Annotated in this window: 13 protein-coding genes; 8 read left to right on the top strand and 5 right to left on the bottom strand. The window is 54.5% G+C overall.

The window, feature by feature from the left end:
* Positions 1–4 precede the first annotated feature (4 nt).
* Entirely contained in the window at positions 5–1,414 is a 1,410-nt protein-coding gene (locus E6C51_RS00805) for a circularly permuted type 2 ATP-grasp protein (protein WP_190234706.1), read from the bottom strand.
* A gap of 414 nt (positions 1,415–1,828) precedes the next feature.
* Here E6C51_RS00805 and E6C51_RS00800 point away from each other — a divergent pair, with 414 nt between their 5' ends.
* From E6C51_RS00800 to E6C51_RS00785, 4 genes are all read left to right on the top strand, one after another.
* Entirely contained in the window at positions 1,829–2,752 is a 924-nt protein-coding gene (locus tag E6C51_RS00800) for an alpha/beta hydrolase family protein (RefSeq protein WP_146933078.1), read from the top strand.
* Between the two features lie 263 nt (positions 2,753–3,015).
* Positions 3,016–5,103, top strand: coding sequence for a glycogen debranching protein GlgX (glgX, locus tag E6C51_RS00795; protein WP_190234705.1), 2,088 nt, complete (start codon positions 3,016–3,018; stop codon positions 5,101–5,103).
* Between the two features lie 167 nt (positions 5,104–5,270).
* On the top strand, positions 5,271–5,663 hold the full coding sequence (locus E6C51_RS00790; protein WP_146933074.1) for a group II truncated hemoglobin: 393 nt from the start codon (positions 5,271–5,273) through the stop codon (positions 5,661–5,663).
* Positions 5,664–5,668: 5 nt separating this feature from the next.
* The gene (locus E6C51_RS00785; RefSeq protein WP_190234704.1) at positions 5,669–6,043 is read left to right on the top strand and encodes a DUF423 domain-containing protein; all 375 of its coding nucleotides are present in this window, start codon (positions 5,669–5,671) and stop codon (positions 6,041–6,043) included.
* 53 nt (positions 6,044–6,096) lie between these two features.
* On the opposite strand, the gene E6C51_RS00780 is transcribed toward E6C51_RS00785, so the two are convergent.
* Both E6C51_RS00780 and E6C51_RS00775 read right to left on the bottom strand, forming a co-directional pair.
* The gene (locus tag E6C51_RS00780) at positions 6,097–6,351 is read right to left on the bottom strand and encodes a hypothetical protein (RefSeq protein ID WP_190234703.1); all 255 of its coding nucleotides are present in this window, start codon (positions 6,349–6,351) and stop codon (positions 6,097–6,099) included.
* A 13-nt stretch (positions 6,352–6,364) separates the two neighbouring features.
* Positions 6,365–6,715, bottom strand: coding sequence for a DUF2325 domain-containing protein (locus E6C51_RS00775; protein ID WP_230987037.1), 351 nt, complete (start codon positions 6,713–6,715; stop codon positions 6,365–6,367).
* 345 nt (positions 6,716–7,060) lie between these two features.
* On the opposite strand from E6C51_RS00775, the gene E6C51_RS00770 reads away from it, so the two are divergent.
* The 3 genes from E6C51_RS00770 (at position 7,061) to E6C51_RS00760 (ending at position 12,874) form a co-directional block, all read left to right on the top strand.
* Positions 7,061–8,422, top strand: coding sequence for an NAD(P)-dependent oxidoreductase (locus E6C51_RS00770; RefSeq protein WP_190234702.1), 1,362 nt, complete (start codon positions 7,061–7,063; stop codon positions 8,420–8,422).
* Between the two features lie 13 nt (positions 8,423–8,435).
* Complete coding sequence (gene preA, locus E6C51_RS00765; protein WP_190234701.1) at positions 8,436–9,749, top strand: NAD-dependent dihydropyrimidine dehydrogenase subunit PreA; 1,314 nt, start codon at positions 8,436–8,438, stop codon at positions 9,747–9,749.
* 413 nt (positions 9,750–10,162) lie between these two features.
* Entirely contained in the window at positions 10,163–12,874 is a 2,712-nt protein-coding gene (locus E6C51_RS00760; RefSeq protein ID WP_190234700.1) for a putative bifunctional diguanylate cyclase/phosphodiesterase, read from the top strand.
* On the opposite strand, the gene E6C51_RS20205 is transcribed toward E6C51_RS00760, so the two are convergent.
* Positions 12,875–12,997: a hypothetical protein gene (locus E6C51_RS20205; RefSeq protein WP_269141795.1), complete on the bottom strand. Its 123-nt coding sequence runs from the start codon at positions 12,995–12,997 to the stop codon at positions 12,875–12,877.
* Here E6C51_RS20205 and E6C51_RS00755 point away from each other — a divergent pair.
* Complete coding sequence (locus tag E6C51_RS00755) at positions 12,996–13,931, top strand: DMT family transporter (protein ID WP_190234699.1); 936 nt, start codon at positions 12,996–12,998, stop codon at positions 13,929–13,931. The two genes, E6C51_RS20205 and E6C51_RS00755, sit on opposite strands and share 2 nt — an antisense overlap.
* Here E6C51_RS00755 and E6C51_RS00750 read toward each other — a convergent pair whose 3' ends face one another.
* Positions 13,932–14,570, bottom strand: a complete 639-nt coding sequence (locus E6C51_RS00750; RefSeq protein WP_146933057.1) for a TetR family transcriptional regulator C-terminal domain-containing protein — start codon at positions 14,568–14,570, stop codon at positions 13,932–13,934.
* Positions 14,571–14,669 lie beyond the last annotated feature (99 nt).

The raw sequence follows: 14,669 nt of genomic DNA, 5'->3' as shown, positions 1-14,669 counted from the left end.
ACCATCAGTCCTCCAATACCCAGGTGTCTTTGGTGCCACCACCCTGGCTGGAATTCACCACCAGTGATCCTTGCTTGAGCGCCACGCGGGTCAAGCCACCGGGAATAATCTTCACCTTGTCAGAAACCAGCACATAGGGGCGCAAATCGACATGCCGGGGCGCGATACCCTTGTTGACCAAAATCGGCACGGTCGAGAGCGACAGCGTGGGCTGGGCAATGTAATTGCTGGGACGCGCCTTCAGCTTTTCAGCAAAGGCAGCGCGCTCTTTTTTCGAGGCCGTTGGCCCCACCAACATGCCATAGCCGCCAGAGCCATGCACTTCCTTGACCACCAGCTCTTCCAGATGCTCCAGCACATATTTCAGGCTATCAGCTTCAGAACAGCGCCAGGTGGGCACGTTTTCCAAAATCGCCTTGCGGCCGGTGTAAAATTCAACGATTTCAGGCATGTAGGAATAGATCGCCTTGTCATCGGAAATACCGGTGCCTGGCGCATTGGCGATGGTGATGTTGCCAGCGCGATAGACATCCATAATGCCGGGAATGCCAAGGCAGCTATCTGGCCGGAAGGTCAGCGGATCCAGATAATCATCATCGACGCGGCGATAGAGCACATCAATGGCCTCATAGCCGCGCGTGGTGCGCATTTTCACCTTACCATCAATGACGCGCAGGTCTGAGCCTTCCACCAGTTCAACACCCATCATATCGGCAAGGAAGGAATGCTCGTAATAGGCCGAATTATAAATGCCGGGGGTCAGCACCGCCACACGCGGCTTGCCCTTGCAGCCGGGAGGAGCCAGAGATGCCAGCGATTGGCGCAGAAGATAGGGGTAATCTTCAACACGCTGCACTTTGTTGGCCTGAAACAGCTCAGGAAACATCTGCATCATGGTTTCGCGGTTTTCCAGCATATAGCTGACACCGGATGGCGTGCGGGCGTTGTCCTCCAGCACGTAAAATTCACCCTCGCCAGTGCGGACAATATCGGTGCCGACAATGTGGGTATAAACCCCACCGGGTGGGCGAAAGCCGATCATTTCCGGCAGAAAGGCATCATTGTTTTCAATCAGCTCGCGGGGAATACGACCTGCCTTGATGATTTCCTGCTTGTGGTAAATGTCATCCAGAAAAGCGTTCAGCGCCAAAACCCGCTGCTCTATGCCTTGCGCCAGCTTGCGCCATTCCTGCGCCGAAATAATGCGCGGGATGAGGTCAAAAGGGATCAGTTTCTCAGACGAATCCTCATGACCATAAACGGCAAATGTAATGCCGGTTCGCCTAAAAATTGTTTCTGCATCGCGTGATTTTGCAATCAGATGCTTGGGATCCTGACTGGAATACCACTCGAAAAACTTGTCATACGGCCCGCGCGGACTGCCGTCCGCCTTGATCATTTCATCAAATGCCAATGGCGCTATCCCCCTTTTTTTTATCCATATGAATACAACCTCACCAGCAATGCAAGAAGCGTGCACAATTTGCCCATAATATTTTGGAGTGACCCAAATTGACAAAAAACGCCTGAAAACTAAGCGTTTTTGGCCAGGCAGGCACAGCTTGCTGAAACAGCGCGTTTCATCATTGCTGAAAATATTAGCAAATGCATAAAATAATGCATCGAATTTCCAAGGCAACGACCTCCGGTCACCTTTTTCTGATGCGGGATATTGGGCGGCAATATGCTTATGGAACGACTCGTGTCATAAAATGGACATGAAAACAGGCGCGAACACGCCCTCGCCAGAAACGCTCAAAAAAAAGTGTCTTGGCGTACCCGGCAAAGCAATGCACCATAGCAAGTATTTCATGGAGTATTTTTGCGAATGGTATTAAAATTTGAGAGCAGCATGAAACTCACACGCAGAAGCGTATTGGCGGGAATGGCTGCGGCCTGCGCAGCCCCCTCCATGGCACGGGCCTTTGACATTCCGGCAGAGCCGCGGCTGCTGAGCCATGACTATATGAAAGCGCGCGAGCATTTTCGCACGCACCTGCTCGAAAAAGGCCCTGCCCCCGATAAATACGAACCGCTTGAAACACCTCCGGATGCAGAGCGGATATTTTATCGATCCGGTCGCGGCGGACAGCTCTCATTGACAGCCTGGGTTTCAAAATACAAGCGTGAGAAAAAACTCAAGCCTGCGGTGCTCTTTCTTCACGGTGGCAACGCCATGGGCATTGGCCAGTGGCAACCACTTAAAGCATATGTTGATGCAGGTTATGTGGTGATGATGCCATCATTGCGTGGAGAAAATGGCCAGATGGGTATTTTTTCCGGCTTTTATGATGAGGTGAGCGATGTGCTGGCCGCCGCCGAGCGCCTGGCGCATTTGCCCGGTGTCGATCGCAAGCGGGTGTTTTTGGCTGGCCACAGCGTGGGCGGTGCCCTTGCCATGCTGGCATCCATGAGTACTCATCGTTTTCGCGCCAGCGTGCCGATTTCCGGCAATCCCAATGCGTTTCGCTTTTTCAATCGCTATCCCGACGATATTCGCTTTGACGACAGCAATCCGCATGAATTTGAAGTGCGCAGCGCGGTTTGCTACGCCCATAGTTTCAAATGCCCGACGCTTTTGCTGCATGCCTCAGAAGAAACCCATTTTGATGACGGTCAGGAACTTTTGATGAAGCGGGCAAAGGCTGCCAAGGTTGCCATCAAATCAGACGTGATCCTTGGCAATCATACCACCCAGATTCCCGGTGCCATTGACGCCAGCATGCAATTTTTCCGCAGCGTTGCGGCTTAGAGCCATCTTTTAAAAGGCATATCACCAAAAGGCCCAGTCGGTTCAAAAGATCGGCTGGGCTTTTTGTGCTATAAAACCGCTCTTCCTAAAATATTGTCGCCTCTCACAGGAACCTTTCGCGCGCTCATGGCTTGTAGGACAAGCCAGAGACTGTGGAAACCCGGCCCTGTCAAACACCACGCCCCACATGGTGTGACAGATGATATCTCGCATGACAACACGCTATGATTGCGCATTGCCGCCCTTTTCAGGAGCCGACTTTTATGACTTTTTCCTTCTCTCCTCTCGCGTTTATGAAACCAGAGCTCGGCGCTGAATTTACCGGCGAAGGCACTCATTTCGCGGTATTTTCCGCCCATGCTGAGAAGATAGAGCTCTGTCTTTTTTCCGAGGATGGAAAAAGTGAGATTGCCCGCTTGGCCCTGCCCCACAGAGAAGGCGATATTTGGTCGGGCTATATTGAGGGCCTGCGTCCGGGCACCATCTATGGCTACCGCGCCCACGGCGCTTACCGCCCGGAAGAAGGGTTGCGCTTTAACCCCAACAAGCTTTTGCTCGATCCTTACGCCAAACAGCTTCACGGCGACCTGATCTGGGATGATGCGCTTTACGGCTATACCGTTGGTGATGACAACGGCGATCTCTCGTTCGATGAGCGCGACAGCGCGCCCTTCATGATGAAAGGCGTGGTACAAGACCCGGCCTTTGACTGGGACGGTGATGAGGCGATAAGGCGGCCATGGACCGATACGATTATTTATGAAGCCCATGTGCGTGGCATGACCATGCTGAACCCGCATGTGCCGGAGCATTTGCGCGGCACCTTTCTGGGCATGTGCAGCCAGCCGATCCTGGATCATCTCACCAGGCTTGGTATTACGGCCATTGAGCTTTTGCCGGTGCAAAGCTTTGTTGATGATCGCTATCTGATTGAAAAGGGCTTGCGCAACTATTGGGGTTATCAACCCATCGGCTTTTTTGCGCCGCAACCGCGCTTCATGTCATCGGCCCATATCACCGAGTTCAAAACCATGGTGCGCCGCTTCCACGCCGCTGGCATAGAAGTGATTATGGATGTGGTTTACAACCATACCGCTGAAGGCTCCGAGCTTGGGCCAACGCTCAGCTATCGCGGCCTCGACAATCTGTCTTACTACCGCGCCTCACCAGAAAATCCGCGCCACACCTTTGATACCACTGGCACCGGCAACACGCTGAATGCCTCGCACCCCATGGTGTTGCGCATGGTGCTGGATAGCCTGCGCTATTGGGTTGGCACCATGCATATCGACGGATTTCGCTTTGATCTGGCCAGTACGCTGGGCCGAGAAAACCCGGATTTCGACCGTGAAGGCACGTTTTTCAATGCCATCCGGCAGGATCCTATCCTGTCCGGCGTAAAACTGATTGCCGAGCCTTGGGATATCGGCTCCGGCGGCTATCAGGTGGGCGGTTTCCCGCCGCCGTTTCGCGAATGGAACGATAAATATCGCGACACCACCCGTTGCTTCTGGAAGCAGGATGGCGGACAGGCCGCCGATATGGCCGCCCGCGTCGCCGGATCCTCGGTGCAGTTCAACCACTCCGGCCGCACCGCCTCGTCCTCGGTCAATTTGCTCAGCGCCCATGACGGCTTCACCCTGCATGATGTTGTGTCCTACAACGAAAAACACAACGAGGCCAATGGCGAGGACAATCGCGACGGCCATTCCAACAACCATTCCTATAACATGGGCGCTGAAGGCGAGACTGATGACGCGGCCATCAATGCCCGACGCATCTTGCGCGTCAAAAACATGATTGCCAGCCTGTTTCTCAGCCAGGGCGTGCCCATGCTGCTCGGCGGCGATGAGCTGGGCAACAGCCAGAACGGCAATAACAATGCCTATTGTCAGGACAATGAGATCAGCTGGATCAATTGGGATCAGGCCAATACGGCACTGATTGATTTCACTCGGGCCATCATCACTTTGCGCAAAGCCCATCCGGCCTTGCGGCAGGAGCAGTTTTTGACCGGCGAGGAACTTCTCGAAGGCAAAAAGGACATTGCCTGGTTCCGACAGGACGGACAACCGATGGAAGATGGTGATTGGCAAGATGGCGAACGCCGGTTGTTTGGCTGCTATCTGTCCAATATTCGCGATGTTGTGCAGTTTGAGGTCGAAGAAGATGCGGTTTTTTGCGTCTTTAACGCAGGTGGTGATGACACCATCACCCTGCCCGCTCTGCCGGGAATTGAAGGCTGGACGCGGATTTTTGACACCCGCGAACGCGAAGACGCTGAAGACGACAATCGGTTCACTTTGAGCGAAACCAGCATTGCCGTTTTTGTGCCTGAAAAGGCCAACTGAGGGCAATATAATACACGGCCTCGAACACACTTTGCCGCGTTGAAAGCTCTGATACGAGGGCTTTTAACCCTTGCATGCCTGTGCCCGCTTGCCACATCCAACCATCATCGGTTGATTGAGCGCCTCAAACCGGCAATATGGGGGAGAAATATCCTTGAGGGCAGGCCGTGAGCGACGAAAAAACCATTACACTTTATGAAGCCATTGGTGGTGACGCGACCGTCAAGGCGCTGTGCCAGCGCTTTTACCAGTTGATGGACACGTTGCCCGAGGCCGCCCGTTGCCGCGCCATTCATCCTGAGGATTTGACGGAAAGCGAAGAGAAGTTTTACGATTACATCACCGGCTATCTGGGTGGTCCGCCGATCTATATGGAAAAGCGTGGTCACCCCATGCTGCGACGCAGGCATTTTGTTGCCGAGATTGGCCCGCAGGAACGCGATGAATGGCTCTTGTGTTTTCGTCGGGCCATGGAAGACACCATCGCCCATGAAAAGCTGCGCGAGATCATCTGGGCACCCATCGAGAAGCTGGCATATCATATGCAAAACAAGGAATAGCCGCCATGAACCTGTCAGGCTTTCGCCCTTTGTTGCTGATTTTCTCAGGACTGTTCGGGGCAAGTGGCGTGGGACTTGCCGCCGCCGCTGCCCATGTCACAGGTGCCAGCAATCTCTTGGCCCCGGCCTCCAGCATCGCTCTTGCCCATGCGCCTGCCGTGCTAGTGCTTTATCTGGCCCATGATCGGGTGAAAACAGCAACCCTGTCGGGTCTGGTCATTGCCCTTGGCGCGCTTTTATTTTGCGCCGATCTCGTGCTAAAACAATTCACCGGCAACAGCCTGTTTCCCATGGCCGCTCCCACCGGCGGTATTATGATGATGGTCGGCTGGTTGCTGCTGGCGCTGGCCGCATTTTTCAAAAAAGCCCCATCGTCCTAATGTTTGAGTTTGTCTGATCAGAAAAACCGGATTCCACTTTTTCCTGACAAACTCTAGCGCCGATCGGCGTTACGCAGCCATTGCGGCCTTGGAAAGTCGAGCACCACTGCCTGTTCTGGGTGTTGGCGAAGGCCATTGGCCAAATGCTCCGAGCGCGACACATTGCGCTCATGCAGCCCCGGCAGTTTGATAATCTGCGCGCTGCGGTCACTCATGCGTTCATAAAGCTCGTTGACCAGCCCATCGCAGGGCTGATCCATCAGCTTGTGCAGCTCAATCATTGCGCTTTTATCACGTGTGTCCATCATCGGACGCCTTCCTTCAAGCTGGATCAGATCGCTCGTTCAACGTCTGCAAGGCCCGCTCCAGGCTGGATTTCGAGCCATTGCGCAGCGGAATGAAGGTCTTGCCAAATTTCTTGCAACCCGTTTTCACCCGCAGACAGGCATCGTGGCTGATGCAGTCGATGGGGCAAAACACGCAATCAACGGACGGCAGTACGGTATCAATACGCGAAACGGCTTCACGCAAACCACCATCGTGATGGATCAATTCGGCTCCATAATTGGTGGCAATCTGTCGCAAATGCGCCACCTGACAATCTCGCCCGCCAACATAGAGAAAGCTTTTGATGTCCGATTGATTGCCCTTGTCATCCACGGGCGCAGCCATCACCGGGCGCTTGTCGGCCTTCTTCTTTTTGACCATGTCACGCTTTGCCATTGTATCGTCTCCGTTCGAGTGGGAGGCGGTTCAGCCATCCTGATGGAACAGACATTACAAAACATGATAAAAAGAGTAAAGTATATAGATGATTATTTTTGTCATGTTTTAACGTAAAAATTTGCAACCCTGCCCCGACAACCGCTCCAGCGTATTTTCTGAATTTAATCCTTTATAATCATAGTTTTAGCCGTGTCGTTGCAGTGCAAGAAAATTTATTTTTACCGTTTGATAAAATTTTGAACCTGCGTTACCATTTTTCCAATCGCTTCGAACAAAAAAGAGGGAACTGCGATGCGAAGACTGGAACCGGGCCTGAAGGCCGGGCGGCTTGACGCTGCCGATTATGCAAAAAACTTTTCTGATCTGCACCCGCGCTTAAGCGACCATGAGGCGCTGGTGGCCTCGGATCGCTGCTATTTCTGCTATGACGCGCCGTGCATGACGGCCTGTCCCACCGCCATCGATATTCCGATGTTCATTCGGCAAATATCGACTGGCAATCCCACCGGATCAGCAAAGACCATTTTCGACCAGAATATTCTGGGTGGCATGTGCGCCCGCGTCTGTCCAACCGAAACCCTGTGCGAACAGGCCTGTGTGCGCAACACCGCCGAAGAACGCCCGGTGGAAATTGGCCGCTTGCAGCGCTACGCCACCGATCTGGCCATTGAACAGGGTCGGCAGTTTTACACAGCCGGAGCGGAAACCGGCAAGCGCATCGCCGTTGTTGGCGCAGGTCCGGCGGGTTTGGCTTGCGCGCACCGGCTGGCCATGCATGGCCATTTCGTCACCATTTTCGACACCCGCGACAAGGCTGGCGGCCTTAACGAATATGGTATTGCCGCCTACAAGACCACCAATGATTTCGCGCAAACCGAGGTGGATTACATCCTCTCCATCGGCAATATCGATGTCTTGCATGGTCAAATGCTGGGCCGTGATTTTACGCTTGCGGAGCTTCAGGAAAAATTCGACGCGGTGTTTCTCGGCACCGGCCTTGGCAATGTCAATGCACTCAACATTCCGGGTGCCCACACCAATGGTGTGATGGATGCCGTTGACTTCATTGACCATTTGCGCCAGGCCGACAGCAAAGGTGATGTGCCGGTTGGCCGCGATGTCGTGGTGATTGGCGGCGGCATGACCGCCATTGATGCCGGTGTGCAGGCCAAGCTTTTGGGGGCGGAAAATGTCACCATCTGCTATCGCCGTGGGCAAGAGCATATGAATGCCTCGCAATTCGAGCAGGACTTGGCAGCATCAAAGGGCGTGCACATTCGCCATTGGCTCCAGCCCAAGGAAGTGGCCCATCATCATGGCCATGTCGCATCCATCAGCTTTGAATATACCCATCTGGAAAACGGCCTGATGAAAGGCACCGGCCACATCACAGAGATCAAGGCCGATCAAATCCTCGTTGCCATTGGCCAAAAGCTTGACCCGCAAGGGCAAGACGGGCTGAAAATGCAAGGCGGCAAGATCGCCATTGACGCGGAAGGCCGCACCTCCATTCCCGGTGTCTGGGCCGGTGGCGACTGCGCCTTTGGCGGACAAGACCTCACCGTGTCTGCCGTTGCCATGGGCCGCGATGCGGCTGAAAGCATCAACCTGTCTCTCGCAGCCGCCGCTGCGGGCACAACTGCTGTGGCTTGAGGGAGAGTGTATCATGGCTGATCTTCGCAATAATTTCGTTGGCATCAAATCGCCCAACCCCTTTTGGCTGGCCTCTGCGCCACCAACCGACAAGGCTTACAATGTCGAGCGCGCCTTCAAGGCGGGCTGGGGCGGCGTGGTGTGGAAAACGCTTGGCTCGGAAGGCCCGCCGGTGGTCAATGTCAATGGCCCGCGCTACGGGGCCATCTGGGGGGCCGATCGCCGCCTGCTGGGCCTCAACAACATCGAACTGATCACCGACCGCCCGCTTCAGGTCAATTTGCAGGAAATGAAGCAGGTCAAGATGAACTGGCCCGACCGCGCCCTGATTGCTTCCATCATGGTGCCCTGCGTGGAAGAAGAGTGGAAAGCCATTCTGCCGCTGGTGGAAGAGACCGGAGCCGATGGCATTGAGCTGAACTTCGGCTGTCCGCACGGCATGTCCGAGCGCGGCATGGGGGCCGCCGTTGGTCAGGTGCCGGAATATATTGCCATGGTGGTGCGCTGGTGCAAACAATATACCCGTATGCCGGTGATCACCAAGCTCACCCCGAACATCACCGATATCCGCAAGCCAGCCCGCGCCGCAAAAGAGGCTGGCACCGATGCAGTGTCGCTGATCAACACCATCAATTCCATCGTCTCGGTCGATCTCGATAATTTCGCGCCCAATCCAACCGTTGGCGGCAAGGGCAGCCACGGCGGCTATTGCGGCCCGGCGGTGAAGCCGATTGCGCTGAACATGGTGGCCGAAATTGCCCGCGATCCGGAAACCTATGGCCTGCCGATTTCCGGCATTGGCGGCGTCACCACCTGGCGCGATGCAGCCGAGTTTCTGGCGCTGGGCGCTGGCAATGTGCAGGTCTGCACCGCCGCCATGACCTATGGCTTCAAGATTGTCGAAGAAATGATCTCCGGCCTGTCCGACTGGATGGATTCCAAGGGTCATCAAACCCTTGACGACATCTGTGGCCGGGCTGTGCCAAACGTCACCGACTGGCAATATCTCAACCTCAATTATGTGGCCAAAGCCCATATTGATCAGGATGCCTGCATCAAATGTGGTCGCTGTCACATCGCCTGCGAAGACACGTCACATCAGGCCATTACCAACATGGTCGATGGTCTTCGCAAATTCGAGGTGATGGAAGACGAGTGCGTTGGCTGCAATCTCTGCGTCAATGTCTGTCCTGTCGAGAACTGCATCACCATGGTTGGTCTTGAACCGGGCAAACTGGACCAGCGCACCGGCAAGCCAGTGGATGCCCAGTATGCCAACTGGACAACCCACCCGAACAACCCCATGGCGGTTGTTGCTGCCGAATAATATGTAAAAAGCCTAAAACAACAGTGCGGGACGCCTTTTCATGGGCGTCCCGCAGTTGTATGATACAGCGCCGTGCGCCCTATATGGCAAAGGACGCTGCGACGCCTTAAATCTGCTCGACAGAACATGTTTGAAAGCTTCGGCGAAGCGTTCATCTCTCCTGCCAAGGCTCTGAAATTCGGCAAGCGAGGACGTGGTGTTTAGGCGGATTCCACAGGCGGAAGCTTTTAATTTTTAACGCATATCTAAATTAAAAATACCACAGTACCACAAATGCAACAGAGCGCCCTCATCTGGCGAATTAATCGTGATTGCAATCATTTGTCCGCAATGTATTCAGAGTTTATAAAGGCTTTCATGGCCTGAATTGCCCGCTATCGCAGGGTCATTCTTTACATGAATAAAGCGCACGCATGACAGACGCACAACACAGACCCGATATGTTGGAAAAAATAAGCCGGTACGCCACATTTTATTGGCCAACCCTTATTGTCAGCATCGCTGTGTTTGTTGCGGTTTATATCTTCGATTCCCAGGCAGAAAAATCGCATATTGAAGATCGTCGAGTAGCCGTGGCCGACAAGCTCGGGCCCATTCGCGCCCAGTTGGAAGGCAATATAAAATCCGATATCAAGCTTCTGCAAGGTCTGGCCGCCGTGATGGAGACGGAGCCAAACATCAATCAGACACGGTTTGCCGAAATTGGCAGACGGCTGTTTTCGCGCCCGATGCGCCTCACGGATATCAGTATTGTCGATAGTACGACAACGACGTTTATTTACCCCTACCTGCCCAATCAACCTTTGGTGGGAGACGTTTTTTCCTCTGACCCAGAGGACATAAAAGCCGCCAGCTCGGCTGAGAAAAACAACACCTTTGTGGTGGCCCGCCCCCATATATCGTCGCTCAACAAACGCAGCATGAAGATCTTTTATCCCTTCAATTATGGAGAGGGTCTTGCGGGCGTGGACAACAAGCTGCCAGCAGCCGCCAATATCCGCAGGCTTTTGGTGGGTACCATTGAAGTGGACCGGCTCTTTCGGGAAAGCGGCCTGACGGACCCCTCGCTTGATCTCAACATCGCCTTATACGACAATATCGACCGAAAAGGCGCACCGATCTTCGACAATGGCCCATTAACGCAAGCGGCGTTACTGACCGTGACCGTCAACATCGGTGCCCAGAGCTGGGTTTTGGCGGCCAGTCCGAAGAATGTTTCAAATGCGGCCGCTAAAGATGCATCAACACGCCGTTTGCTGATGTTCTGCTTGGCATTCATGATTCTCGGCCCAATCTTGTGGGTGGCGAAACTGCTGGAAGAACGCCAAACCAATATTGCCGAGCTAAACGAACAAAAACGCGAATTGCGCAGCGTTTCCCAACGCTTGCAACTGGCGCTGGATGCGTCGCAAATTGGCGTTTGGGAGCTGGATATCGCCTCAGGGCGCCTCCATTGGGATGCGCGCATGCGCCAGCTCTATGCCATGAACCCGGACATTTCTGAAACAGATATCGAAGTATGGAGAGACCGGATTCACCCGGAAGATCGCGAGGCAACATCAAAGCGCTTTGACAATGCCATTCGCACCAACTCCGATTATTCCACCCAGTTTCGGATCATCACCGACACCGGCGAGGTCCGACATTTGCGGGCATTTGGCGCGGTTTATCGCGATGCGCATTTCCGCAAGAAGATTGTCGGCGTCAACTGGAGCATCACCGCCGATGTGAAAATGCAAGAAGATCTGCAAAAGGCAAAAACGGCACTGGAGCTGCAAAATCATGCACTGGAAGATGCCCGCCGTGCCATGGAGTACAGCTCTTTGCATGATCCACTGACAGGCCTTGCCAACCGCCGCTATCTCGATAAACATCTGGCCAAAATACAGCCAGCCCATGCCTCCGACGGGATGGCAGCGGTGTTGCATATCGATCTCGACCGCTTCAAGGACATTAACGATACGCTGGGGCACGCCGCTGGCGACACCATGCTGCGCCATGTTGCCAATCAGATCAACGCGCTCACCAACGAGGATGATTTCGCCGCCCGCATCGGCGGTGATGAATTTGTCGTGGTCTGCCAAAGCCCCACGGGCATGGCAGAAGAGCAGGCCAAAGCCATGGGCGAAGCACTGATCACCGCCATCAACCAACCGATCCCGTGGGAGGGGCAGGAATGTCGCGTGGGAGCCAGCGTTGGCATAGCTCTTATCCCGCCAAGCCTCGACAGCATGGAACTGGCGCTGATCAACGCCGACATCGCGCTCTATGAAGCCAAGCGCCGCGGCAAGAACCGGCTGGAGTTCTTCTCCGACACATTGAAGGAAGCCACATTTGCCACCAAGCGCACCGCAGATGCCATTCTGCGCTCCCTCGAAAACGACGAATTCATTCCTTATTTCCAGCCGCAATTTGACGCCCATAGCCTGAAAATCATCGGGGTCGAAGCGCTGGCCCGTTGGCAACATCCCGAGCATGGGCTGCTCTCGCCTGCCTCCTTCCTCACGGTTGCCGAAAGCCTCAATGTGGTGGCCGAAATCGATAAGGCAATTTTGAAACAAACCCTCAAGGCCGCCAAACGGTGGGAGGAAAATCATCTCGACACGCTGCATGTTTCGGTCAACATCTCGGCCCAGCGCCTGTTTGATGACGGCTTGATGGAGCGCCTGGCAAGCATACCGCTGCCTGCTGGCGGGCTTTCGTTTGAACTGCTGGAATCGATTGCCTTTGACGACAAGGATGCAGCCGCATCAACCGCGATTGATCAGATCAAGGCGCTCGGCATTGAGATCGAAATCGACGATTTCGGCACCGGCTATTCCTCAATTCTCAGCCTTTTGAAATTGTCGCCGCGCCGTCTCAAGATCGACCGGCAATTGACCCTGCCGATTTTGGAGAGCAAGCCGCAGCGCCGGTTGATTGGCTCGATTGTCGATATTGGCAAATCCTTGGGCATCGACATCATCGCCGAGGGGGTGGAAACCATGCAACACGCCGAAATTCTGCGCGATCTGGGCTGTCACATTCTGCAAGGCTATGCTTTGGCCAAGCCGATGAGCGAAGACGATCTTTTCGCGCTGATGACCCAGACCCATGCGAGCAGAAAAATCAGCGCCACTGGCTGATCAGCGCGAAAGTCTCACACGATCCGGTAGCGCCATAAATTTCGCGTGTACGGTGCAATCAGGGTGGAAGGGTGAGGCAATTTCTTCTATAGCCTCCCACAGCGCCATAAAGAAGTAATCCATGACATCTCCCTCCATCGCCTCTCCTGTTGACCGCCACAATATGCACGCCCGTGGCCGGGAAAAGCTGAAAGCGCATCTGGCTGTGCTGCTGTTTGCCATGTTGCTGGCCACCTCCTTTTCCTTTGGCGGCATGGCAACCAAGGTGATTGATCCGATTGCGCTCACGGCGCTGCGCTATTTGCTGACTGTTTTGGTTACCGGCGTTATCTGCTTCAAGATCAAGCGCTATCCTTTCGCCTTGCCAAAGCGGCCGGGGCGGTTTTTGGCGATTGGTGCGTTGATGTCCACCTACATGCTCAGCATGTTCATTGCCTTGCAGTTCACGGCTCCCGTTGCGACAGGGGCAATTTTCACCATCATGCCGCTGATGAGTGCGGGCTTCGCCTGGCTGTTGATGCGCCAGCGCACCCGCGGGCGGGTGCTGGTCAGCCTTAGCATTGCCGCCATTGGGGCGATTTGGGTTATCTTTCGCGGCGATATTCAAGCGCTGCTGAGTTTTGATCTCGGCAAGGGCGAGATGATCTATCTGGTCGGCGTCACAGCCCATGCCATCTATGTGCCTTTGCTGCGCAAATTCAACGAGAATGAACCGCCGCTGATTTTCATGTTCTGGACGGCAGTGGCGACGCTTGGCTTTATTCTCATTCCCGGCACGCCCAAATTGCTGGCGCTGGACTATGGCAGTGTGCCCCCTTTGGCGTGGTTTATGGTGGCCTATCTGGCCATCGTCATGACCCTGATCACCTTCTTGTTGCTGCAATATGCCGCCCAACGCCTGCCCGCCCCCAAGGTGCTGGCCTATAGTTATCTCACTCCCACGTTCATCATTCTGCTTGAAGGCGCTTTGGGCCATGGCTGGGCACCCTTTGGGGTGTTTGCAGGGGCAATCATTACCGCCGCCGGGCTTTTGGCCATGGCAACCCTGCCGGATTGATCAGCCCAGCTTTAGCCCAGTCACAAACAGGCCCTCCAGAAAGCGCACGGCATCGTCAAAGCGGGTGTCCGTGGCAGGCCCCTCACCCAACACGGCGCGCACCTGCACATCAAAATCGGCGTAATGCTGGGTTGTCGACCAGATGGAAAAAATCAGATGATAAGGATCGCAAGGTGCCAGTTTGCCCGCCGCAATCCAGCTGCGAATCACCTCGGCTTTTTCATCCACCAGATCTTTCAGTGATCCCTTGAGCACATCTTCAATATTGGGCGCACCCTGCAAGATCTCATTGGCAAACAACCGGCTTTCGCGCGGAAAATCCCGCGCCATTTCCAGCTTGCGGCGAATATAGGCGCAAATCTCCTCAGCCGGGTCGCCCTCGGCATCAAAAGCGCGCAAAGGCTCCAGCCAATTGGTCAAAAGCCGATCCATCAGCACCCGATGCATGGCCTCTTTGGTGCGAAAATAATAGAGCAGATTGGGCTTGGACATGCCAGCGACATCAGAAATCTGGTCAATGGTCGAGCCGCGAAACCCCTGTTGCGAAAAGACATCCAGTGCGGCCTGAAGGATAAGCTCTTCCTTCTCCTGCTGAATACGGGTGCGCCGCTGGGTCTTGGCCGCTCTCGGTATCGCCATCATTTGCCCTGTCATCTGTCAACCCACCATACCAAGCAGAGAACCGCCCAAAAAACAGGCCCAGTTTTTAAGCAACCGCCTGTCATTTTTGCAGAATTT

It is taken from the genome of Gillisella terrae, assembly GCF_004801395.1.
Lineage (GTDB): Bacteria > Pseudomonadota > Alphaproteobacteria > Rhizobiales > Rhizobiaceae > Allorhizobium > Allorhizobium terrae.
The sequence above is the reverse complement of the archived record's forward strand: the minus strand, read 5'-3'. Positions and strand labels throughout refer to the sequence as shown.

What these genes read in the sequence shown, in the direction of transcription:
- E6C51_RS00750 (WP_146933057.1), bottom strand. Translation starts at nt 14,570, where the DNA reads ATGGCGATACCGAGAGCGGCCAAGACCCAGCGGCGCACCCGTATTCAG.
- E6C51_RS00800 (WP_146933078.1), top strand. Translation starts at nt 1,829, where the DNA reads ATGGTATTAAAATTTGAGAGCAGCATGAAACTCACACGCAGAAGCGTA.
- E6C51_RS00755 (WP_190234699.1), top strand. Translation starts at nt 12,996, where the DNA reads ATGACATCTCCCTCCATCGCCTCTCCTGTTGACCGCCACAATATGCAC.
- E6C51_RS00775 (WP_230987037.1), bottom strand. Translation starts at nt 6,715, where the DNA reads ATGGCTGCGCCCGTGGATGACAAGGGCAATCAATCGGACATCAAAAGC.
- E6C51_RS00785 (WP_190234704.1), top strand. Translation starts at nt 5,669, where the DNA reads ATGAACCTGTCAGGCTTTCGCCCTTTGTTGCTGATTTTCTCAGGACTG.
- E6C51_RS00760 (WP_190234700.1), top strand. Translation starts at nt 10,163, where the DNA reads ATGACAGACGCACAACACAGACCCGATATGTTGGAAAAAATAAGCCGG.
- E6C51_RS00770 (WP_190234702.1), top strand. Translation starts at nt 7,061, where the DNA reads ATGCGAAGACTGGAACCGGGCCTGAAGGCCGGGCGGCTTGACGCTGCC.
- glgX (WP_190234705.1), top strand. Translation starts at nt 3,016, where the DNA reads ATGACTTTTTCCTTCTCTCCTCTCGCGTTTATGAAACCAGAGCTCGGC.
- E6C51_RS00780 (WP_190234703.1), bottom strand. Translation starts at nt 6,351, where the DNA reads ATGATGGACACACGTGATAAAAGCGCAATGATTGAGCTGCACAAGCTG.
- preA (WP_190234701.1), top strand. Translation starts at nt 8,436, where the DNA reads ATGGCTGATCTTCGCAATAATTTCGTTGGCATCAAATCGCCCAACCCC.
- E6C51_RS20205 (WP_269141795.1), bottom strand. Translation starts at nt 12,997, where the DNA reads ATGGATTACTTCTTTATGGCGCTGTGGGAGGCTATAGAAGAAATTGCC.